General features: G+C 63.7%; 18 protein-coding genes and 1 pseudogene. 12 read left to right on the forward strand and 7 right to left on the reverse strand.

Features of this window, described 5'->3' with window-relative positions; all coding sequences use genetic code 11:
- The 3 genes and pseudogenes from ABYW26_RS00690 to ABYW26_RS00700 all read left to right on the forward strand — a co-directional run.
- Positions 1–275: pseudogene (locus tag ABYW26_RS00690) on the forward strand (secretion protein HlyD); the annotation flags it as partial.
- The gene (locus tag ABYW26_RS00695; RefSeq protein ID WP_372602745.1) at positions 272–1,210 is read left to right on the forward strand and encodes an ABC transporter ATP-binding protein; all 939 of its coding nucleotides are present in this window, start codon (positions 272–274) and stop codon (positions 1,208–1,210) included. The pseudogene ABYW26_RS00690 and the gene ABYW26_RS00695, both read left to right, overlap by 4 nt.
- A complete protein-coding gene (locus tag ABYW26_RS00700; RefSeq protein WP_372602747.1) occupies positions 1,207–2,343 on the forward strand; it encodes an ABC transporter permease in 1,137 nt (378 codons plus the stop codon). The genes ABYW26_RS00695 and ABYW26_RS00700 overlap by 4 nt, the downstream gene beginning before the upstream one ends.
- A gap of 12 nt (positions 2,344–2,355) precedes the next feature.
- Here the strand turns inward: ABYW26_RS00700 and ABYW26_RS00705 are convergent, their stop codons facing one another.
- Both ABYW26_RS00705 and atzF read right to left on the reverse strand, forming a co-directional pair.
- Positions 2,356–4,596: a DEAD/DEAH box helicase gene (locus tag ABYW26_RS00705; protein WP_372602748.1), complete on the reverse strand. Its 2,241-nt coding sequence runs from the start codon at positions 4,594–4,596 to the stop codon at positions 2,356–2,358.
- Positions 4,597–4,802: 206 nt separating this feature from the next.
- Positions 4,803–6,593, reverse strand: coding sequence for an allophanate hydrolase (atzF, locus tag ABYW26_RS00710; RefSeq protein WP_372602749.1), 1,791 nt, complete (start codon positions 6,591–6,593; stop codon positions 4,803–4,805).
- 124 nt (positions 6,594–6,717) lie between these two features.
- Between atzF and ABYW26_RS00715 the strand changes: the two genes are divergently transcribed.
- From ABYW26_RS00715 to ABYW26_RS00755, 9 genes are all read left to right on the forward strand, one after another.
- Positions 6,718–7,614 carry a LysR family transcriptional regulator gene (locus ABYW26_RS00715; protein WP_372602750.1) on the forward strand — a complete coding sequence of 299 codons (897 nt, stop codon included), beginning with the start codon at positions 6,718–6,720 and terminating at the stop codon, positions 7,612–7,614.
- A 151-nt stretch (positions 7,615–7,765) separates the two neighbouring features.
- Positions 7,766–8,893, forward strand: coding sequence for a BMP family ABC transporter substrate-binding protein (locus ABYW26_RS00720; protein WP_372602751.1), 1,128 nt, complete (start codon positions 7,766–7,768; stop codon positions 8,891–8,893).
- Position 8,894: 1 nt separating this feature from the next.
- Positions 8,895–10,004 (forward strand): ABC transporter permease, encoded by a 1,110-nt coding sequence (locus ABYW26_RS00725; RefSeq protein ID WP_372602752.1) that lies wholly within the window; start codon positions 8,895–8,897, stop codon positions 10,002–10,004.
- Positions 10,004–10,930, forward strand: a complete 927-nt coding sequence (locus ABYW26_RS00730) for an ABC transporter permease (RefSeq protein WP_372602753.1) — start codon at positions 10,004–10,006, stop codon at positions 10,928–10,930. Before ABYW26_RS00725 ends, ABYW26_RS00730 begins: the two co-directional genes overlap by 1 nt.
- A 19-nt stretch (positions 10,931–10,949) precedes the next feature.
- Positions 10,950–11,960 (forward strand): formamidase, encoded by a 1,011-nt coding sequence (locus ABYW26_RS00735; RefSeq protein WP_372602755.1) that lies wholly within the window; start codon positions 10,950–10,952, stop codon positions 11,958–11,960.
- Positions 11,957–12,634, forward strand: coding sequence for a cysteine hydrolase family protein (locus ABYW26_RS00740; protein ID WP_372602756.1), 678 nt, complete (start codon positions 11,957–11,959; stop codon positions 12,632–12,634). Before ABYW26_RS00735 ends, ABYW26_RS00740 begins: the two co-directional genes overlap by 4 nt.
- A complete protein-coding gene (locus ABYW26_RS00745; RefSeq protein WP_372602757.1) occupies positions 12,631–14,163 on the forward strand; it encodes an ABC transporter ATP-binding protein in 1,533 nt (510 codons plus the stop codon). The genes ABYW26_RS00740 and ABYW26_RS00745 overlap by 4 nt, the downstream gene beginning before the upstream one ends.
- A complete protein-coding gene (locus tag ABYW26_RS00750) occupies positions 14,163–14,828 on the forward strand; it encodes a cysteine hydrolase family protein (RefSeq protein ID WP_372602759.1) in 666 nt (221 codons plus the stop codon). Before ABYW26_RS00745 ends, ABYW26_RS00750 begins: the two co-directional genes overlap by 1 nt.
- Complete coding sequence (locus tag ABYW26_RS00755) at positions 14,821–15,156, forward strand: cupin domain-containing protein (protein ID WP_372602760.1); 336 nt, start codon at positions 14,821–14,823, stop codon at positions 15,154–15,156. The genes ABYW26_RS00750 and ABYW26_RS00755 overlap by 8 nt, the downstream gene beginning before the upstream one ends.
- A gap of 17 nt (positions 15,157–15,173) precedes the next feature.
- Here the strand turns inward: ABYW26_RS00755 and ABYW26_RS00760 are convergent, their stop codons facing one another.
- The 5 genes from ABYW26_RS00760 to ABYW26_RS00780 form a co-directional block, all read right to left on the reverse strand.
- Complete coding sequence (locus tag ABYW26_RS00760; RefSeq protein ID WP_372602761.1) at positions 15,174–15,938, reverse strand: aldolase/citrate lyase family protein; 765 nt, start codon at positions 15,936–15,938, stop codon at positions 15,174–15,176.
- Positions 15,939–15,944: 6 nt separating this feature from the next.
- Positions 15,945–16,751, reverse strand: a complete 807-nt coding sequence (gene hpaH / locus ABYW26_RS00765; RefSeq protein ID WP_372602762.1) for a 2-oxo-hept-4-ene-1,7-dioate hydratase — start codon at positions 16,749–16,751, stop codon at positions 15,945–15,947.
- Complete coding sequence (locus ABYW26_RS00770) at positions 16,742–17,617, reverse strand: fumarylacetoacetate hydrolase family protein (protein ID WP_372602763.1); 876 nt, start codon at positions 17,615–17,617, stop codon at positions 16,742–16,744. The genes hpaH and ABYW26_RS00770 overlap by 10 nt, the downstream gene beginning before the upstream one ends.
- Positions 17,618–17,630: 13 nt before the next feature.
- Complete coding sequence (gene hpaD, locus ABYW26_RS00775; protein WP_372602764.1) at positions 17,631–18,482, reverse strand: 3,4-dihydroxyphenylacetate 2,3-dioxygenase; 852 nt, start codon at positions 18,480–18,482, stop codon at positions 17,631–17,633.
- A 56-nt stretch (positions 18,483–18,538) separates the two neighbouring features.
- On the reverse strand, positions 18,539–19,577 hold a 1,039-nt coding region (locus ABYW26_RS00780; RefSeq protein WP_372602765.1), incomplete at its 5' end, for an aldehyde dehydrogenase family protein.

The raw sequence follows: 19,577 nt of genomic DNA on the forward strand, positions 1-19,577 counted from the left end.
TCCTGCCGCCTGACCGGCTGACGGCGCTGTTCTTTGTGCCGGAATCCGACCGGGCCGGCATCCAGCCCGGCGCGATCTTCGATGTGACCTGCACCGGCTGCGCCTCGGGCCTGACGGCGCGGGTGACGCGGCTGGCCTCGTCACCGCAATACACCCCGCCGATCATCTACAGCCACGAAGAACGCGCGCGTCTGGTGTTCCGCGCCGAGGCTGTGCTGGAAAATCCGGGCACCCTGCTGCCCGGTCAACCGCTGACCCTGACGCCACGCCCATGACCGACGCGCCCGCCATATCCGTTCAAGGCCTGACCAAGGTCTTTGGCGACCGCACCGTGGTCGATCACTTTGACATGCAGGTGCCCAAGGGGGCGATCTATGGCTTTTTGGGGCCGAATGGCTCGGGCAAGACCACGACGATCCGCATGATGTGCGGGCTGCTGACCCCGGATGCGGGCAGCGGCACCTGCCTTGGCTTTGACATTCTGCATGAGCAGGACCGGATCAAGGCCAATGTCGGCTATATGACGCAGAAATTCTCGCTGTATGAGGATCTGACGATCCGCGAGAACCTCGATTTCGTCGCCCGCATGTATCAGGTGCCGAACCGCCGCGACCGGGTGCGTCAGGCGCTGGCCGATCTGGGGCTATCTGAGCGCGCCAACCAGTTGGCGGGCACGCTGTCGGGGGGCTGGAAACAGCGGCTGGCGCTGGCGGCCTGCATGATCCACGACCCGGCGCTGTTGTTGCTGGACGAACCGACCGCCGGGGTCGACCCCAAGGCGCGGCGCGATTTCTGGGACGAAATCCGGCGCCTGTCGGCCGCAGGCGTAACGGTTCTGGTCTCAACACATTACATGGACGAGGCGATCCAGTGCGATTTCATCGCCTATATCGCCTATGGCAAAAAGCTGATCTCAGGCCCGGCGCGCGAAATTCCGGCGATGATCGGCCTGCACACCTATCAGGTCACCGGCCCCGACATTTCCGCGCTGGAGGCCGAGCTGCGGCAGGATCCCGGCGTCGGTCAGGTGGCGCGGTTCGGCGCGGTTCTGCATGTCTCGGGCACCGACAGGGCGGCGCTGGATGCGGTTGCCCGGCGGCATCAGGACAAGGGCGACCACAAATGGCGCCTGAAAGAGGCCGAACTGGAAGAGGCGTTCATCTATCTGATGGCCGGGGCCGAAGATAATTTTCAGGCGGTGGCGGAATGAAGATGCGTTTTTCCCTGTCGCGGTTTCTGGCGGTGCTGACCAAGGAATTCGTCCAGATGCGTCGCGACCGCATCACCTTTGTGATGATGATTGGCGTGCCGATGATGCAATTGCTGATCTTTGGCTATGCGATCAACTCGGACCCGCGGCACCTGCCGACGCTGGTCGAGATGTCAGACCAGGGCCCGGTGACGCGGGCGGTGCTGATGGGGATGAAAACCTCGACCTATTTCGACTTTCAGGGCGTGGTCACCAGCCCCGAACAGGGCGACAAGGCGCTAAGGGATGGCTCGGCCAGCTTCGTCGTGGTCTTCCCGCCCGAATTCGAGCGCGACGTGATCCGCGGCCTGCATCCGAACATCCTGCTGTCAGCCGATGCCTCGGACCCGGCGGCGGCGGGCGGCGCGGTGGGGGCTATGTCCGGCATTATCGACACCGCCATGGCGCAGACCCTGCAAGGCAGCCTGCGCGCCAGCGCTGGCACCCAGCCGCCGTTTGGCGTGGTGGTGCACAAGCATTACAACCCCGAAGGCCGCACCGCCCTGAACATCGTGCCCGGCCTATTGGGGGTGATCCTGTCGCTGACCATGGTGATGATCACCGCCGTCGCCATCGTCCGTGAAACCGAGCGCGGCACGATGGAGACCCTGATCGCCACCCCGGTGCGGCCGCTGGAGGTGATGCTGGGCAAAATCATGCCCTATGTTCTGGTCGGCTATGTGCAGACCGGCGTGTTCCTGATGGCCTCGCGCGTGTTGTTCAGCGTGCCCTTCATCGGCTCGCCGCTGGCGTTCTATCTGGGGTTCAACCTGTATATCATCGTCAATCTGGCGCTGGGGTTCCTGATCTCGACCGTGGCGCGCAGTCAGATGCAGGCGATGCAGATTTCGTTCTTTACCCTGCTGCCGACGATCCTGCTGTCAGGGTTCATGTTCCCCTTTGCCGCGATGCCCGGTTGGGCCCAGGCCATCGGCAGCGCCATCCCCGCCACGCATTTCCTGCGGCTGGTGCGCAAGGTCATGCTGAAAGGCGCGGATATTTCCGACATCTCGGGCGACATGCTGCATATCGCGATCATCATGCTGGTGATCGTCGCCGTGGCGCTAAAGCGCTATCGTCAGACGCTGGATTAACCGCGCAGCGGCTTATTTGGGGCTGCGCGGTTTGGGTTTGCCACCTTTGACGAACTTGCCGCCGGGTTTCGCGGGTGCACCGGTGCGGGGCTTGAATTTGCCACCACCGGGTTTACCGCCGCCGGGTTTACCAGCAGCCGATTTCGGCCCTTTGGCATAGCCGCCAGCAGCGCCCGAGCGTTTGGGCTTATAGGCGCTGATCTCGGGCTTGGGCGCGTCATCGGTGCGGGCGCCCTCGCGCTTGCGCGGCAGGGACGAGGACGGGTTCTGCGCGGCGGCGCGGAATTTCTTGGACTGTTGCGGCGCGGCGGATTGCGGCGCGGGTTCGGCCACGGGATCCGGGGCCTGATCCGGGTGATAGGGCGCAGGTTTATGCTGTTTCACCGGGCGCGGCGCATCATCCTTGGCATAGGCCGAGGGCTTGCGATCCTTCACCGGACGCGGCGCATCGTCCTTGGCATAGGCCGAAGGCTTGCGATCCTTCACCGGGCGCGGCGCGTCGTCCTTGGCATAGGCCGAGGGCTTGCGATCCTTCACCGGACGCGGTGCGTCGTCCTTGGCATAGGCCGAGGGCTTACGTTCTTTCGGGTGGTCGCTTTTACGGTCCTTATAGGGCGCGTCCGGTTTGCGGTCGCTGCGGTCTTTCGGGGTAAAGGCAAAGGCCGGGCGGTCGGCGCTGGCCGCTGCGGGCGGCTGGTTCAGCTGGGTCATTGAAACCCTGGCCTCCAGCGACATCGACGGGCCGACTGCGGCAAGGAAGGCTGCGACGCTTTCCTGACGGATCTCGAAGAAGGTTTCGTCCTGTTGCACCCGGATCGCGCCAATGTCGTTTTTGGTGATATCCCCGGATTTGCACAGCATCGGCAGGATGCGGCGCGGCTCGGCGTTCTGGGCGCGTCCGGTGGACAACGAGAACCAGACGCTGGGACCGAAGGGCGCGCGCGGCTTGGCGGGGGCGTCCATATCGCTCAGGTCTTCGGGGGCGGAATGGCCGCTGTGATACAGCCGCAGATAGGCCGCCGCGATCTGCTCGCCCGAGAATCGGTCGACCAGCTTGGCAACCGCGTCGCTTTCAGTATCAGAGATCGGGTCCAGCCATGCCGGATCGTCCAGCATCCGCTGTTCGTCGCGGGCACTGACCTGTTCCGCTGACGGCGCCGGGCCCCACTGCGCCTTGAGCCGGGCCATGTTCAAAATCCGCTCGGCCTTACCGCGCGATTTCGGCGGCACGATCAGGGCGCTGACACCCTTGCGCCCGGCCCGACCTGTCCGGCCCGAGCGGTGCAGCAGCGTTTCGTGGTTCGACGGCAGTTCGGCATGAACCACCAGATCAAGGTTCGGCAAGTCGATCCCGCGCGCCGCGACATCGGTCGCCACACAGACCCGCGCCCGCCCGTCGCGCATCGCCTGCAACGCGTGCGAGCGTTCGCTTTGCGACAATTCACCCGACAACGCCACGACCGAGAACCCGCGGTTCGACAAGCGCGTGGTCAGTCGGTTCACCATCACCCGCGTATTGCAGAACACGATGGCATTCGGCGCCTCGTAATAGCGCAGCACGTTGATGATGGCGTTTTCGCCATCGCGCGCCGACACGTTCATGGCGTGGTATTCGATATCCGCGTGCTGCGAGGTCTCGGCCTTGGTCATGACCCGGATCGCATCGCGCTGATAGCTTTCGGCAAGCTTTGCAATCGCTTGCGGCACCGTGGCCGAGAACATCAGGGTCTGGCGGGTGTCGGGGGATTCGCCCAGAATGAACTCAAGATCTTCCCGAAAGCCCAGATCCAGCATCTCGTCGGCTTCGTCCAGAACCACCGCCCGCAGATCGCCAAGGTCAATCGAGCCGCGCATGATATGATCGCGCAGACGCCCCGGCGTGGCGACGACGATATGCGCGCCGCGCTCCAGCGCCCGGCGTTCGTCACGCATGTCCATGCCGCCCACGCACGAGGCCACGACCGCACCCGCGTCGGCATAAAGCCACGCCAGTTCGCGTTTGACCTGCAACGCCAGCTCGCGCGTCGGTGCGATGACCAGCGCCAGCGGCAATGCGGCGGTTTCAAACCGGTCGCCCTGCCCAAGCAGCGTCGGCGCGATGGCCAGACCAAAGCCCACGGTCTTGCCCGAGCCGGTCTGAGCCGACACCAGCAGATCCGCGCCGGTCAGGTCGGGATTCGTCACCGCCTCCTGCACAGGGGTCAGGCTGGTGTATCCACGGCGCTCAAGCGCGTCTGCGATGGTCTGTTTCATACTGGGTATCTGCTGTTCATAACTGCGGGTGCAGCACGGATCGCCCCGGTTCAGGGGCGGCGGCGCTACCGGCAAAGGGGGGTATCTGGTGGCAACCGGCCGCAGGTAGTCTGTTTTACCGGGAATGTATAGGTGTTGATCGCCGATGTCAGGCAAAACCCAACGGCGGCGGCGTTTGCGTCACATCCCGCGACCGTCTGGCCGCGTTAACGCGAGGCCAGAAAGCTGCGCCAATCGCCCAGATCGGTGATGTCCTGGGCGTCTTGCGCCGCCACGGCCTCGCACACGAACCCCTGCACCGAGGTGCCATCGTCCAGCGCGACCGTGCCCAGCCCCAGCGGCTCCGGAATGCCGGCCAGAAAGCTGCCGACCTCGGACAGTGGCAGCGACCACAGCTCAAGCCCGATCGGCGCCCCGGACCCCGGCGCGCCGCGCACCAGACCGGGGCGGAACGGCGGCCCGCCCGCCAGCGCGTAGAACCGATAGGCGTCGCTGGTCAGCGCCGCGCGCAGGAAGCGACCGCCGCGATCGGTCAGCTGGTGGTTCAACGGCAGCCCCGCCATATGCGCGCCGCACATCGCCAGCGTCAGGGTTTGCGGCGCGGCCTCGGGCAAGGCCGGTGGCGCGGCATAGGCCCAGCCGGTCGCGCCCAGATTACGGTCGCCCGCGCCCTCAAGCCCAAGCGCCAGCGCGGCAAGCAGTGCATCCTGCCCGGCCTTGGCCAGCAGGGTGACACTGCCCGGCCGCCCATCGCTGCGCGCCGGAGTGGGCACAGCCAGCCCGCACATATCCAGCAAATTGACGAAATTCGTATAGGTGCCGAAGTTCGAATTCGGCGTCACCGGGTCGGCCTCAAGATCGGCGACCGAATAGAAGGTCGGGATCGTCGGCACGCACAGCAGATCGAGATCGGCCAAAAGCGGCTGGGCGGCGCGCGCCAGTTCTTTGAGCCGGTAAATGCCGCGAAACGCGTCGGCGGCGCTGAGGTCTTCGGCCTTGCAGATGATCTGGCGGGTGACGGGCAGGATCGCCTCGGGGTCGGTTTTCAGCAGATCCTCGATCACGGTATAGCGCTCGGCCACCCATGCGCCTTCATACAGCATCGCCGCGACCGCATAGAGCGGCGAGAAATCGACCTCGCGGATTTCGGCCCCGCTGGCGCGCAACAGATCGACGGCGTCGGCAAAGGATGCCTCTTGCACGCTGTCGCCAAAGAACTTGATGCTGTCGGCGCTGGGAATGCCGATCACCGGCGCGGCCGGGGCGGCGGTCAGGTCAGGGGCGGCAATTTGGCGGGCGAAAGCATCGGACGGATCATAGGCACAGGCGACCTGAAACGCAGCATAGGCGTCAGCGACCGTCATCGCAAAGATCGAGATGGTCTCGATCGACCGGCAGGCGGGCACAACCCCGCTGGCGGACAGCGATCCCAGCGTCGGTTTCAGCCCGACGATATTGTTCAGCGCCGCAGGCACCCGGCCCCATCCGGCGGTGTCGGTGCCCAGCGCCAGCGGCACGATGCCATGACCGACCACCACGCCCGACCCGCCGGACGAGCCACCGGGAACGATCTGGGGGTCAATCGAATTGCGCGGCACCCCATAAGGCGTGCGCACGCCGACAAGGCCGGTGGCGAATTGGTCAAGGTTGGTTTTCCCGACGAAAATCGCGCCCGCCGCCCGCATTTGCGCCACGACAAAGGCATCCGCGTCAGGCGTATAGGCATAGGCCGGACAGGCGGCCGTGGTCGGGTATCCGGCCACGTCGATATTGTCTTTCACCGCGAACGGCACCCCCCAAAGCGGCTTGGACGGGTCATAAGCGCCCAAGGCCCGGCCCTCGGCGCAGGCCTGTTCAAGCGTCGGCATCGCCAGAAAGATCGCCGGATCATCCACCGCCGCCAGCCGGTCATAGACCTGCGCCAGCACCTGATCGGTGGTCACGCCGCCGGCATAGGCGGCGCGCAGGTCCGGGATGGTCATTTTTACGTCTGGCATGAGGTTTTTTCCTTCCGCTGGCCGCGAACTGGCGTTTTTCCCAACGTCCGGCGTTGCGGCGTCCTTTGCAAATGCTAAGAATTCACAAAAGCGATGCAAAAAATGCAGCGCTAAGGGGAATGCCATGAAACATCTACAGACATTTCGCTATATCGAGGCCGTGATGCGTGCCGGGTCGATCCGCAAGGCGGCGGATGACATGAACATCACCGCTTCGGCGCTGAACCGGCGGATTCAGCGGTTCGAAGAGGAATTCGGCTCGGAAATCTTCGAGCGCCTGCCGCGTGGTGTGCGGCTGAACCCGGCGGGCGAGTTGCTGGTTCAGCATTTCCGCGTTCAGGCCTCGGACCTGCGGCGGGTGCAAAGTCAGGTGGCCGACCTGTCGGGCGAACGGCGGGGGCATGTCTCGGTCGCCTGTTCGCAAGCGCTGATTCCGTATTTCCTGCCCGCCCAGATCGCCGCTTACCGGCGTGAACATCCCGGCGTGACCTTTTCGGTCAATGTCCGCGACCGCGAGGCGGCCGAGCATGATCTGGCCACCTTCAGCAGCGATCTGGCGCTGGTGTTCGAGCCGGTGCATCTGGTCGATTTCGAGGTTCTGGTCGCGGTCCCGCAGGTGATCCATGTGATCATGCAGCGCAACCACCCGCTGGCGGCCCAGCCGGAACTCAGGCTGCGCGACTGCCTGGACCACCCGCATGTTGCGCCAACCGCAATGTTCGGGGTGCGCGCCCTGCTGGATCTGGCCGCCGCCAAGGGCAGCCGCCCGCTGCGGCCGATCGCGGAATCCGACAGTTTCGATTTCATGCGCCACTATGTGCGCCACGAAAACGCCATCGCCTTTCAGATCCCGATCGGATTGCAGCCCGAGCCCGATGGCGATCTGGTGATCCGCCCGCTGTCGCGGCGCGACGCCCCGCCGGGCAGCCTGCTGATGGGACAGATGCGCGGGCGCACCCTGCCCGTGGCCTCGGCCCGGTTCGCGCAAATGCTGGCCAAGGTTCTGGAAGGCTATCAATAGCCCTCGCCCAAGGGTTGACCGGTGCATTTTTTGCATCGCTTTGCCGAAAAATTAGCAGACGTCAACAGCACTCAAACCTCCTAACCTCTGATTCATGGATAAATCGGAGCCTGCCCTTATGCGGCGCAGGCCAAGCTGTTGGAGCGCTGAAATGACCAATTCCGCAAAACTGAACCGCCGGGCGTTTCTCGGCAATGCCACCGCCGCCCTTGGCCTGGCAACGATGGGTGGGGTGCTGCGCCCCGGTGCCGCGAATGCCGCCGCGCCGCTGACCGTGGGCTTCATCTATGTCGGCCCCAAGGATGACTTTGGCTATAACCAGTCGCATGCCGAAGGCGCCGCCGCGGTCAAGGCGATGGAGGGCGTCACGGTTCTGGAAGAAGAAAACGTCCCCGAAAGCCAGGACGTGCAGAACACCATGCTGTCGATGATCAACTTTGACGGTGCCGGCCTGCTGTTCCCGACCTCGTTCGGCTATTTCAACCCCCATATTCTGGAACTGGCGCCCAAGCATCCCGACGTCCGGTTCGAGCATTGCGGCGGTCTGTGGTCCGAGGGCAACCCAACCAATGCCGGCTCGTATTTCGGTTATATCGGCATGGGCCAGTATCTGAACGGCATCGCCGCCGGTCACGCCACCAAGTCGAAAAAGATCGGCTTTGTCGCCGCGAAACCGATCCCGCAGGTTCTGAACAACATCAACTCGTTCCTGCTGGGCGCCCGCGCCGTCGATCCGACGATCACCTGTCAGGTGATCTTTACCGGCGAATGGTCGCTGGCGGTGAAAGAGGCCGAGGCCACCAACGCGCTGGCCGATCAGGGCTGTGACGTCATCACCTGCCATGTCGACGGCCCGAAAGTCGTCTGCGAAACCGCCGTGGCGCGTGGCGCCTATGTCTGCGGCTATCACGCCGATCAGACGCCGCTGGCGGGCGACATGTATCTGACCGGGGCCGAATGGAACTGGGCCAGCGTCTATACCGACATGGTGGCGAAAACCATCGCAGGCGAGCCGATCCCGAACTTCGTGCGCGGCGGTCTGGCCGACGGTTTCATCAAGATGAGCCCGCTTGGTCCCGCCGTCTCGGACGCCGCCCGCAACCAGTTCGAAGCCGTCAAGGCCGAGATCATGGCCGGTGGCTTTGCCGCGATCAAAGGCCCGCTGAAGGACAACAAAGGCAACGTCATCGCCGCCGAGGGCGAAGCCTTTGTCGAAACCGACGTCGCGCTGGAAAGCATGAGCTATCTGGTCGAAGGCGTAATGGGTTCGACCAGCTAAGATGAACAGCGCTGAACATATCAACGTCTCGGGCCGCGTCGCCCCCGCTCGGATCCTGTCGGGTCTGATGCCGCGGTCCGAGGCGGTGCTGATCCCGCTGGGCGCTTTGGCGGTGGGCTTTGCCGTGTTCAGCCTGTTCCTGCTGGTTCTTGGAAAATCACCGGTCGAATTTTTCGCACTGGTCTGGAAGGCCGGGTTCTCCTCGGCCTTCTCCTGGCAAAACACCCTGTCGCGCGTGGCGCCTTTGGTGCTGGCGTCGCTATGTGTCGCCTTGCCCGCGCGGCTAGGCCTTGTGGTGATCGGTGGCGAAGGCGCGATCGTTCTGGGCGGGCTGGCGGCGGCAGTGACCGGCACGCTGGTCGCGCCCCTGCCCGCCGTGATCGGCATGATCCTGATGGCGGCAATGGGCATGGCGGCAGGAGGGGTCTGGATCGGCGCGGTCGGCGCCTTGCGGATCAAGCGCGGCGTCAATGAAACCATCGCGTCGCTGCTGATGGCCTATATCGCCATCGCGCTGCTGAACCATTTCGTCGAAGGCATCTTCCGCGATCCCGCCAGTCTGAACAAACCCTCGACCGCGCCTTTGGCCGAGGGTCTGAGGGTCGGCGACATGCCCTTTGTTACCGCCCATTGGGGCGTTCTGGCCGGGATCATCGCCTGTATCCTGTGCTGGGTTCTGATCGAGCGCACCACGCTGGGCTTTGCTGCCCGGATCGCGGGCGACAACATCCGCGCCGCGCAGGTGCAGGGCTTGCCGGTCGGGCGGCTGGTGATCGGGTTCACCGCGCTTGGCGGCGCTTTCGCCGGGCTTGCGGGTTATTTCGAGGTCGCGGCCGTGCATGGCTCGGCCAACGCGTCGCTGATCGCGGGCTATGGCTATACCGGCATCCTGATCGCGTTTCTGGCCCGGCACAATCCGCTGGCCATCCTGCCGGTGGCGGTGCTGCTGGGCGGGTTCGAGGCCTCAAGCGGCCTGATCCAGCGCCGCATGGACCTGCCGGACGCAACCATTCTGGTCTTTGAAGGCATGGTCTTTGTCATCATCCTGCTCAGCGAGGCGCTGTATGGCCGGATGCGCATCTTTACCCCAGCCTTTTGGGAGGGCCGCTGATGGAACCGGTTGAAATCGGTCTTTGGGGCGTGCCTCTGGCCATCCTTGGCGGCGCGATCCGGGTGTCGACCCCGTTCATCTTTGTCTCGCTTGGCGAATGCCTGACGGAACGCTCGGGCCGGATCAATCTGGGTCTGGAAGGCACGTTGGTCTTTGGCGCCATGGCGGGCTATGCCATCGCTTTTGAAACCGGCTCGCCCTTTGCCGGGGTGCTGGCAGCGGCCTTGGCCGGGATGGTGTTCGGCCTGCTGCATGGCTGGATCTGCAAGTTCAAGGGCGTCAACGACATCGCCGTTGGCATCGCGATGATGCTGCTGGGAATGGGCTTGGCGTTCTTTTTCGGCAAACCCTATATCCAGCCGGTCGCGCCGGACCTGCCCGCGTTTAATCTGGGCTGGTGGTCGTCGGTGCCGCAGGTGCAGGCGGCATTACAGGTCAACGTCCTGTTCATCGCCGGGGGCCTGCTGGCCGTTGCCATGGCTTGGATGTTCCGCACCACCCGGATCGGCCTGATCGTGCGCGTGGTCGGCGACAGCACCGATGCCGCCCGCGCCATGGGCCTGAACCCCGATACGGTGCGCCTGTTGGCCACGGGTGCCGGTGGCGCATTGGCCGGTGTCGGCGGCGCTTACCTGTCGCTCTATTACCCCGGCAGCTGGAACGAGGGCATTTCCTCGGGGCAGGGCCTGATGGCGATCGCGCTGGTGATCTTTGCCCGCTGGAGCCCGGTCAACTGTTTCTGGGCGGCGCTGTTGTTCGGCGGCGCGGGGGCGCTGGGACCGGCGCTGCAATCGGTCGGCGTGTCCGAAGGCTATTACCTGTTTTTCGCGGCCCCCTATGTGCTGACGCTGGGCCTGCTGATCCTCACCAGCTCACCCGACCGCGCCATGCAGGGCGCGCCCTCGGAACTGAGCCTGACGAAATGATGAAACAAGGATATGCGCAATGAACGGGCTTGGCGGTCTGAATAAATCGGAAAACGGTGTGGTGATCGGGCTGGTGCAACTGCAATTGCCGGTGGTCGAAACCAAGGCGCAGCTGACCGCGCAGACCGCGCGGGTGGTCGAACTGGTCGCCAAGGCCCGGCGCAATCTGGGCACGATGGATTTGGTCGTGTTCCCCGAATACATGCTGCACGGCCTGTCGATGGACACCAACCCCGAGATCATGTGCACGCTGGACGGCCCCGAGGTCGCGGCGCTGAAACAGGCCTGTATCGACAACGCGATCTGGGGCTGCTTCTCCATCATGGAACTGAACCCCGGCGGCTATCCCTATAACAGCGGGCTGATCATCGACGATCAGGGCGACATTCGGCTCTATTACCGCAAGATGCACCCATGGGTGCCGGTCGAACCGTGGGAGCCTGGCGATCAGGGCATTCCGGTCTGCGACGGCCCCAACGGCAGCAAGATCGGGCTGATCATCTGTCACGACGGCATGTTCCCCGAGATGGCCCGCGAGGCCGCCTATAAAGGCGCCGAGATCATGATCCGCACCGCAGGTTATACCGCGCCGGTGCGCGAAAGCTGGCGTTTCACCAACCAGTCGAACGCGTTCTGCAACCTGATGGTGACCGCCAACGTCTGCATGTGCGGCTCGGACGGGACGTTCGACAGCATGGGCGAAGGCATGATCGTCGATTTCGACGGCACCGTGATCGCGCATGGCACCACCGGCCGCGCCGATGAAATCATCACCGCCGAAGTCCGCCCCGATCTGGTGCGCGAGGCCCGCGCTGGCTGGGGTGTGGAAAACAACATCTATCAGCTGGGCCATCGCGGCTATGTTGCCGTTCAGGGCGGCGCCGGCGATTGCCCCTATACCTATATGACCGACCTCGCAGCGGGCCGCTATCGCCTGCCATGGGAGGACACGGTGCGCGTGACCGACGGCACCGGCTTTGGCTTTCCGGCCCCGACACGCAGATTTGGCGAAAAGGAGACTGTCCAGTGACGACAATCAAAAGCGTCCCCTACCCGTGGCCCTATAACGGCGATCTGCGCCCCGAGAACACGGCCCTGATCGTGATCGACATGCAGACCGATTTCTGCGGCACCGGCGGCTATGTCGACAGCATGGGTTATGATCTGTCGCTGACTCAGGCGCCGATCGGGCCGATCAAGGCGCTGATGGCCGACATGCGGGCCAAGGGCTATCACATCATCCACACCCGCGAAGGCCACCGCCCCGATCTGGCCGACCTGCCGCCGAACAAGCGCTGGCGCAGCCAACAGATCGGCGCGGGCATCGGCGATGCCGGTCCCTGCGGCAAGATCCTGATCCGTGGCGAACCCGGCTGGGACATCATCCCCGAACTGTATCCGCTTGAGGGCGAAGTCATCATCGACAAGCCCGGAAAAGGCAGCTTTTGCGCCACCGATCTGGAACTGATCCTGCGCACGCGCGGCATCGAGAACATCATCCTGACCGGCATCACCACCGATGTCTGCGTCCACACCACCATGCGCGAGGCCAATGACCGCGGCTTTGAATGCGTCATCGTCGAGGATTGCTGCGGCGCCACCGATCCGGGCAACCACGCGGCGGCAATCAAGATGGTGACAATGCAGGGCGGCGTGTTCGGCGCGGTGACTGACAGCGCCAGCCTGATCGCGGCGTTGCCATGACCCGCGTTCTGGAAACCCCGGCAGGCGCGATCAGCGTCGAGGCGCTGAACATGACGATGCGGTTTGGCGACTTTACCGCGCTGGACAACGTGTCGATCAACATTCCCGCCGGGTCGTTCCATGCGCTTTTGGGCGAAAACGGCGCCGGGAAATCGACGCTGGTGAAATGCATCATGGGCTTTTACCGCGCCACCAGCGGCGAATTGCTGGTCGCCGGTCACGAGGCCAGGATGACCGATCCGAAAGTGGCGCAAAAGCTGGGTCTGGGCATGGTCTATCAGCATTTCACGCTGGTGCCGTCGCTGACCGCCGCCGAAAATCTGGTAATCAGCCGCGCCGACGCCCCGCGCGTCATCAACTGGCGCGAGGAACGGCGCAGGCTGGATGAGTTCATGTCGCGGATGCCGTTCAAGGTGCCGCTGGATCAGCCGGTCAGCCGCCTTGCGGCGGGGGAAAAGCAAAAGCTTGAGATCCTGAAACAGCTATACCTTGGCCACCGCTTTCTGATTTTGGACGAGCCGACCTCGGTCCTGACCCCGGCCGAAGCTGACGAGGTTCTGGGCCATGTCCGGGCGCTGACCCAAGCCGGCGAAATCACCGTGCTGATGATCAGCCACAAGTTCCGCGAAGTGACCGCCTTTGCCGATGCGGTGACGGTGCTGCGGCGTGGGAAAATGGTCGGCGGCGGCAAGGTCGGCGAAATGTCGATCGATGAGATGAGCCGCGTCATGATGGGCGAGGCCCCGACCGTGACCGAACGGGTGCGGGTGGTCTCGGACCTGAAACCGGTGATGCAGATGCATGGGCTGAAGGCGCCGGATCGTTCGGGGCTGAAAACCATCCAGATTGATGACGTGACGCTGAAATCCGGGGAAATCCTTGGAATTGCGGGTATTTCCGGCAATGGCCAGATGGAGTTGATGGAAATTTTGACCGGCCAGCGCCACCTGACCGAGGGCCAGATCACCGTGCATGGTCAGCCGTTTCACGCCACCCGGGCCGAAGCACGGGCGCACAAGATCCGCTATCTGCCCGAGGAACCCCTGCGCAACGCCTGCGCCCCGCGGATGAGCGTGGCGGAAAACCTGGCCTTTCGGATTTTCGATCAGGCACCGGGCGGCAAGACCGCGTTCTGGAAAGACCGCCGCGCCATGGCCCGCAATGCCGAGACACTGATCGACACGTTCAAGGTCAAGACCGCCTCGCCCGCCGCGCGGATTGCCTCGCTTTCGGGGGGCAATGTTCAGCGCGCGGTTCTGGGGCGCGAATTGTCGGGCGAAGTCGAGGTTCTGATCGTCTCGAACCCCTGTTTCGGGCTGGATTTCGCGGCGGTCTCGACCATCCGCGACCGGCTGCTGGACGCGCGCAACAAGGGCGCGGCAATCCTGCTGATCAGCGAGGATCTGGACGAGATCATGGAGCTGTCCGACCGAATTCTGGTGATGTCCGAAGGCCGGGTCAGCTTTGAAACTCCGATTGCAACGGCGAATATCGCCGAGATCGGGCAACATATGGCGGGACATGGCTGATGGTGGCAATCGCGGCAGACCCTTTCGAATTCACCTTCGACCCGGCGCAGACCGCGCTGATCGTCATCGACATGCAGCGCGACTTTATCGAGCCGGGCGGCTTTGGCGCGACGCTGGGCAATGACGTGTCGCTGTTACAGGCGATTGTGCCGACCGTGGCTGACCTGATCGCCGGGTTCCGCGCGGCGGGCCTTCCGGTGATCCACACCCGCGAATGCCACTTGCCCGACCTGTCCGATTGCCCCCCGGCCAAGCGTTTGCGCGGGGCACCGTCGCTGCGGATCGGTGATCCGGGGCCGATGGGGCGGGTTCTGATCGCCGGTGAACCGGGGGCCGAGATCGTGCCGGATCTGGCGCCGCTGCCGGGCGAGATCGTGATCGACAAGCCCGGCAAGGGCGCGTTCTATGCCACCGGTCTTGGCGATATTCTGGCGGCGCGCGGCATCACCCATCTGGTTTTCGCCGGTGTCACCACCGAGGTCTGCGTTCAGACCACCATGCGCGAGGCCAATGACCGCGGCTATCGCTGCCTGCTGGCCGCCGACGCCACCGAAAGCTATTTCCCCGAATACAAAAAAGCGGCGATCGACATGATCATCGCGCAGGGCGCCATCGTCGGCTGGGCCGCCCCGACCGCCGCAATCGTCGAGGCGCTGAATGGCTGATCCCAAGGGCTTTCCCGCGCTGCTGCCCGAGGGCTGGCAAGCGCTGCCGTTTCAGCCGTTTCGCGATGGGGTCGAGATTTGCATGCTGTGGCAAGGCGGCCCGGACGTGGCGCTGTTGCGCTATGCCCCCGGCGCCTCGGTGCCGCGCCACCGTCATACCGGGCTTGAGACCATTCTGGTTCTGACTGGCAGTCAAAGCGACGATAATGGCCGCTATGGCGCCGGGTCGCTGATGTTCAACCCGGCGGGAAGCGAACACCGTGTCTGGTCCGAAGACGGCTGCACGGTGTTGATTCAATGGGAAAAACCGGTCGAGTTTCTGGAATAGCCGCCCCAAGGGCCGGTTCAGGAAAACTCGGCCTTCAGCGCCCGCAGACCCGCGCCCAGAACTCCGACATCCGACCCCACGGCCAGAAATCCCACGCCCAGATCGGCATAGCCTTTGGCCAGCGCCCGGTCCGAGGTCAGAATGCCCGAGGCCTTGCCCGCCGCCTGAATGCGTTTCAGGGTCTCGACAACAACCGCCTGCACTTCGGGCGCGCCGGGCCGGCCGGTAAAGCCCATATCGGCAGCCAGATCAGCCGGGCCGACAAACACGCCATCCACGCCTTCGACCGCCAGAATATCGTCCAGCGCATCAATGCCAGCCCTGCTTTCCACCTGAAGCAACAGGCAAATCTGGTCGTTCGCGGTGGCAAGGTAATCCGGGATCGCACCGAAATTCGAGGCCCGCGCCAGCGACGCGCCGACGCCGCGCACACCCTGCGGCGGATACCGGACCGAGCGCACGGCCTCGGCCGCCTGATCGCCGCTTTCGATCATCGGGATCAGCAGCGACCGGGCGCCGATATCCAGCAGCCGTTTCAGCAACACCCGATCATCTGACGGCGCCCGCACCACCGGCGCGCTAGCGGCGCCCTGTATCGCCCGCAGTTGATCCAGAATGGTCAGAACATCGTTCGGACCGTGCTCGCCATCAATCAGAACCCAGTCGAACCCGGCATGGGCGCATAGTTCAGTGGCCGAGGAACTGCCCAGCCCCATCCACAGACCGATCAGTTGCTCGCCCCGCAGCAAAGCCGCTTTGAAATCATTGGTTTTTGCAGGCATGTTCCCTCACCCGAAATTAATGCTGACCGTGCCGAACGGCCCGAAATCGGCGTGGATTTGCGACCCGGCGGGGCATTCGACCGGCCGGATGAACGAGCCCGACAAGATCACCTGACCGGCCTCGATCCTCTGACCGTATTGCGCCATGCGCCGCGCCAGCCAGACAATGCCTTGAACCGGATCATTCAGAACTCCGGCGCCAAGACCGGTTTCCTCGACCTCGCCGTTGCGGGTCACGATAGCACCGGCCCAGCGCAGATCAACCGCCGCCGGATCATGCCGCGCCGCGCCCAGAACGATGCCGGCATTGGCGGCATTGTCCGAGATCGTGTCGGTGATCACCCGGGTCTTTCCGGTCGCCGGATCGGCGCGAAGAATGCGGGTGTCCAGAATTTCGATTGACGGCGCGACATAGTCGGTCGCGGCCAATACGGTGTCGCGCGTGACATCGGCCCCCGCCAGCGGCGCTTTCATCACAAAGGCGATTTCGGCCTCGATCCGGGGCTGGATGAACCGGCCTGCGGGCACAGTGGCGCCATCGGCAAAGGCCATGTCGTCGAACAACACGCCGCTGTCGGGCGTGGTGATCTTCAGCGCGTCCTGCATGGCTTTTGACGTAAGGCCGATCTTCCAGCCGATGATCCGCCGCCCCGCCGCCAGCTTGCGCCGCATCAACGCCAACTGGATCGCATAGGCGTCGTCCATGTCGGCCTGCGGGTGGCGCAGGCTGATCAGGCCCATTTGGGTGCCCGAGGTTTCGGCCTGAAACAGGTCTTCGGCGGCGGCTTCGATTTCAGAGGGGGTCAGGCGCATTCGTCGACGATCCCGTTGCGCAGGATACCGATGCCGGTAGCCTCGACCTCGACCACATCGCCGGGCTTCAGCCAGATCGGAGGGTCGAACCGCGCCCCCGCGCCAGTGGGGGTGCCGCAGACGATCACGTCCCCCGGAACCAGCGTGCAGAAGGTGCTGACGTAATTGATAATAAAGCGGAAATCGAACATCATGTTGCTGGTGCGGTCATTCTGGCGCACCTCGCCATTCACCCGCGTGGTCAGTTCGACATCGTCCAGCTGATCGGCCGATTTGAACGGCACCAGCCACGGCCCGAGCGAACCTGTGCTGTCCCAGTTCTTGCCCTGAGTCACGTTGAACTTGGCGTGGCGCACCCAGTCGCGGATCGTGCCCTCGTTACACAGGGTCAGCGCGGCGATATGTTCATACGCCTTTTCGCGCGGAATGCGGCGGCCGGTTTTGCCGATGACAATGGCGACTTCGCCCTCGTAATCCAGTTGCTCCGATTCCGGCGGGCGCACCAGATTGCCGTTATGGCCGGTGAACGAGCGCGGAAAACGGATGAACATCGACGGCTTGGTCGGCTGCGCCTGCCCGTCCTTGTATTCGGCGTTCCGGTCCGGGAAGTTCACGCCGATGCAGATCAGCTTTTCCGGGCGGGCAATCGGGATCAGATAGGTCACGTCCTGTTCGCGGTAGGTGGGGGCGCGACCTTGGGCCGCGGCCATCACCTGATCCAACGCGCCGGCCTCGATCACCTCTTGCAAGCCTTTGAAACGGTTTCCGAATTCCGGGGTCAGGTCGATGATCCCATCTTCGGTCACGACGCCGTAACGATCAGCGCCATTGGCATGGAAGGCGGCGATACGGGGGGGCAGAGGCATATCGGTTTCCTTCCTACACCGGGAACAGCACGTTGACCTGACCGGTTCCCGAGCTGGGGAAATAATCGGTCACGATTTCGCATTTACCGGTGTATTTGTCCCAGCCCAGCGCGCCATACAGCATCGCCGTGTCGTGCATCGCGCCTTCGCCCGAGCAATGATCGGCATATTCACCAAGGATTTCGAGGAACTCGGCATGGCGGCCGTTCTTCCACATATCCAGAACCATCATGTCCACAGCTTGGTTGAACTTCGAACTGATCGTGAAGGTGCCGTTGTTGGGGGCATAGTCCTTGTTCGACCAGATCTTATGGCTGAGCGACCCCGAAGCCACCAGCAGCACCCGGGAATCGCTTTCCTCGACTGCGGCGCGGATGGCTTCACCGATGATGCGGCTTTCGTCATGGTCATGCACAGTGCAGAAGGCGGCGATTGAGACCACTTTCATGTCATGCACCCGGCTCATAAAGCTCATCGGAACCAGCGTGCCGTATTCCAGATCCAGACTGTCCAGATGATGCGCCAGCGTGAACGCGCCCAGTTCGGTAGCCTTGGCGGCAATCGCATCGCCCAGCGCCGGGTTGCCACGGTGGCTATAGGGCATGTCCTGAATGAATTGCGGGAATTCGCTTGAGGTCAAAAGCCCTTCGAACTTGGCATTGGCATTGATGTGAAAACCTGCATTGACCAGCCAATGGGTGTCACAGATCACCACGGTATCCACGTCCAGTTCTTTGGCGCGGCGGGCAATTTCCAGATGACCATCGATGGCTGCCTGACGCTTGCCTTTAAGCGGCCCCTCTTGCTCGGACATCTGCAATGTCGGCACGTGGGTCATTTTAGCGGCGAGAACGATCTCTCCCATAGCTGCTCCTCCATCGGCACTGGCGGGATGTCCCCGCCTATGGGTTGACTGCGTGATTACTTGGCCAGTTTCGGCGTCGATTGCGGTTTGGTCGGAATGGCGACGTTGACGGTCTCCATGTAGAAATCGAACGACCAGTCGCCGCCATCGCGGCCAATGCCCGAGCCCTTGACCCCCCCGAACGGCGCCGGCAGATGGCGCACGTTTTCGCTGTTGATCCACATCATACCGGCCTCAAGACGGTCCGTCATCCAGATCGCCCGATCAATATCGCGGGTCCAGACATAGGCGGTCAGGCCGTATTCAACGTCATTGGCGATGGCCAGCGCGTGTTCGGCATCGGTGAACGGAATGGCGGTCAGGACCGGGCCAAAGATTTCCTCTTGCGCGATGCGCATCTGGTTGGTGGCATTGGTGAACAGGGTCGGGCGCACGAAGCAGCCCTCGTCGCCAACTTTGACACCACCGGCGGCGATGGTTGCGCCGTCTTCTTTGGCGGCCTCGAAATAGGACAGGACTTTCTGCTCATGCACCGGATGGATCAGCGGGCCGACTACGGTTTCCGGGTCCAGCGGGTGACCGACCTTGATGCGGTTGGCGGCGTCGGCGACGCGGGCGGTGAATGCGTCATAGATGCTGTCCTGCACCAACATGCGCGAGGACGAGGTGCAGCGTTCGCCGTTCAGCGAATAGATCATGAACACCGCCGCATCCACGGCCTTATCCAGATCGGCGTCGTCGAACACGATGACGGGGTTCTTGCCGCCCAGTTCGAAATGCACCCGCTTCAGCGTCGGCGCGCCCTGCGCCATGATCATCGAGCCGGTGCGGCCCTCGCCGACAAAGGCGATCGCCTTGATGTCGCGGTGCTCGGTCAACGCCTTGCCCGCATCCTCGCCAAAGCCGTTGATCAGGTTCAGCACGCCTTTGGGCAGCCCGGCCGCTTCGGCGATTTCGACCAGCAGCTTGGCCGTCATCGGCGAGAATTCCGCCGGTTTATGCACCACGGTGCAGCCCGCCGCCAATGCCGGAGCAATCTTCCACGTCGACAGCATGAACGGCGTGTTCCACGGGGTGATCACGCCAACCGGACCA

The organism is Actibacterium sp., assembly GCF_041584535.1.
Classification (GTDB): Bacteria; Pseudomonadota; Alphaproteobacteria; order Rhodobacterales; family Rhodobacteraceae; genus Actibacterium_D.

Bases quoted from the DNA above. Each gene is read 5' to 3' on its own strand.
- ABYW26_RS00745 (WP_372602757.1), top strand. From the start codon at position 12,631: ATGACCCGCGTTCTGGAAACCCCGGCAGGCGCGATCAGCGTCGAGGCG.
- ABYW26_RS00755 (WP_372602760.1), top strand. From the start codon at position 14,821: ATGGCTGATCCCAAGGGCTTTCCCGCGCTGCTGCCCGAGGGCTGGCAA.
- hpaD (WP_372602764.1), bottom strand. From the start codon at position 18,482: ATGGGAGAGATCGTTCTCGCCGCTAAAATGACCCACGTGCCGACATTG.
- atzF (WP_372602749.1), bottom strand. From the start codon at position 6,593: ATGCCAGACGTAAAAATGACCATCCCGGACCTGCGCGCCGCCTATGCC.
- hpaH (WP_372602762.1), bottom strand. From the start codon at position 16,751: ATGCGCCTGACCCCCTCTGAAATCGAAGCCGCCGCCGAAGACCTGTTT.
- ABYW26_RS00730 (WP_372602753.1), top strand. From the start codon at position 10,004: ATGGAACCGGTTGAAATCGGTCTTTGGGGCGTGCCTCTGGCCATCCTT.
- ABYW26_RS00750 (WP_372602759.1), top strand. From the start codon at position 14,163: ATGGTGGCAATCGCGGCAGACCCTTTCGAATTCACCTTCGACCCGGCG.
- ABYW26_RS00725 (WP_372602752.1), top strand. From the start codon at position 8,895: ATGAACAGCGCTGAACATATCAACGTCTCGGGCCGCGTCGCCCCCGCT.
- ABYW26_RS00695 (WP_372602745.1), top strand. From the start codon at position 272: ATGACCGACGCGCCCGCCATATCCGTTCAAGGCCTGACCAAGGTCTTT.
- ABYW26_RS00720 (WP_372602751.1), top strand. From the start codon at position 7,766: ATGACCAATTCCGCAAAACTGAACCGCCGGGCGTTTCTCGGCAATGCC.
- ABYW26_RS00760 (WP_372602761.1), bottom strand. From the start codon at position 15,938: ATGCCTGCAAAAACCAATGATTTCAAAGCGGCTTTGCTGCGGGGCGAG.
- ABYW26_RS00735 (WP_372602755.1), top strand. From the start codon at position 10,950: ATGAACGGGCTTGGCGGTCTGAATAAATCGGAAAACGGTGTGGTGATC.
- ABYW26_RS00705 (WP_372602748.1), bottom strand. From the start codon at position 4,596: ATGAAACAGACCATCGCAGACGCGCTTGAGCGCCGTGGATACACCAGC.
- ABYW26_RS00700 (WP_372602747.1), top strand. From the start codon at position 1,207: ATGAAGATGCGTTTTTCCCTGTCGCGGTTTCTGGCGGTGCTGACCAAG.
- ABYW26_RS00770 (WP_372602763.1), bottom strand. From the start codon at position 17,617: ATGCCTCTGCCCCCCCGTATCGCCGCCTTCCATGCCAATGGCGCTGAT.
- ABYW26_RS00715 (WP_372602750.1), top strand. From the start codon at position 6,718: ATGAAACATCTACAGACATTTCGCTATATCGAGGCCGTGATGCGTGCC.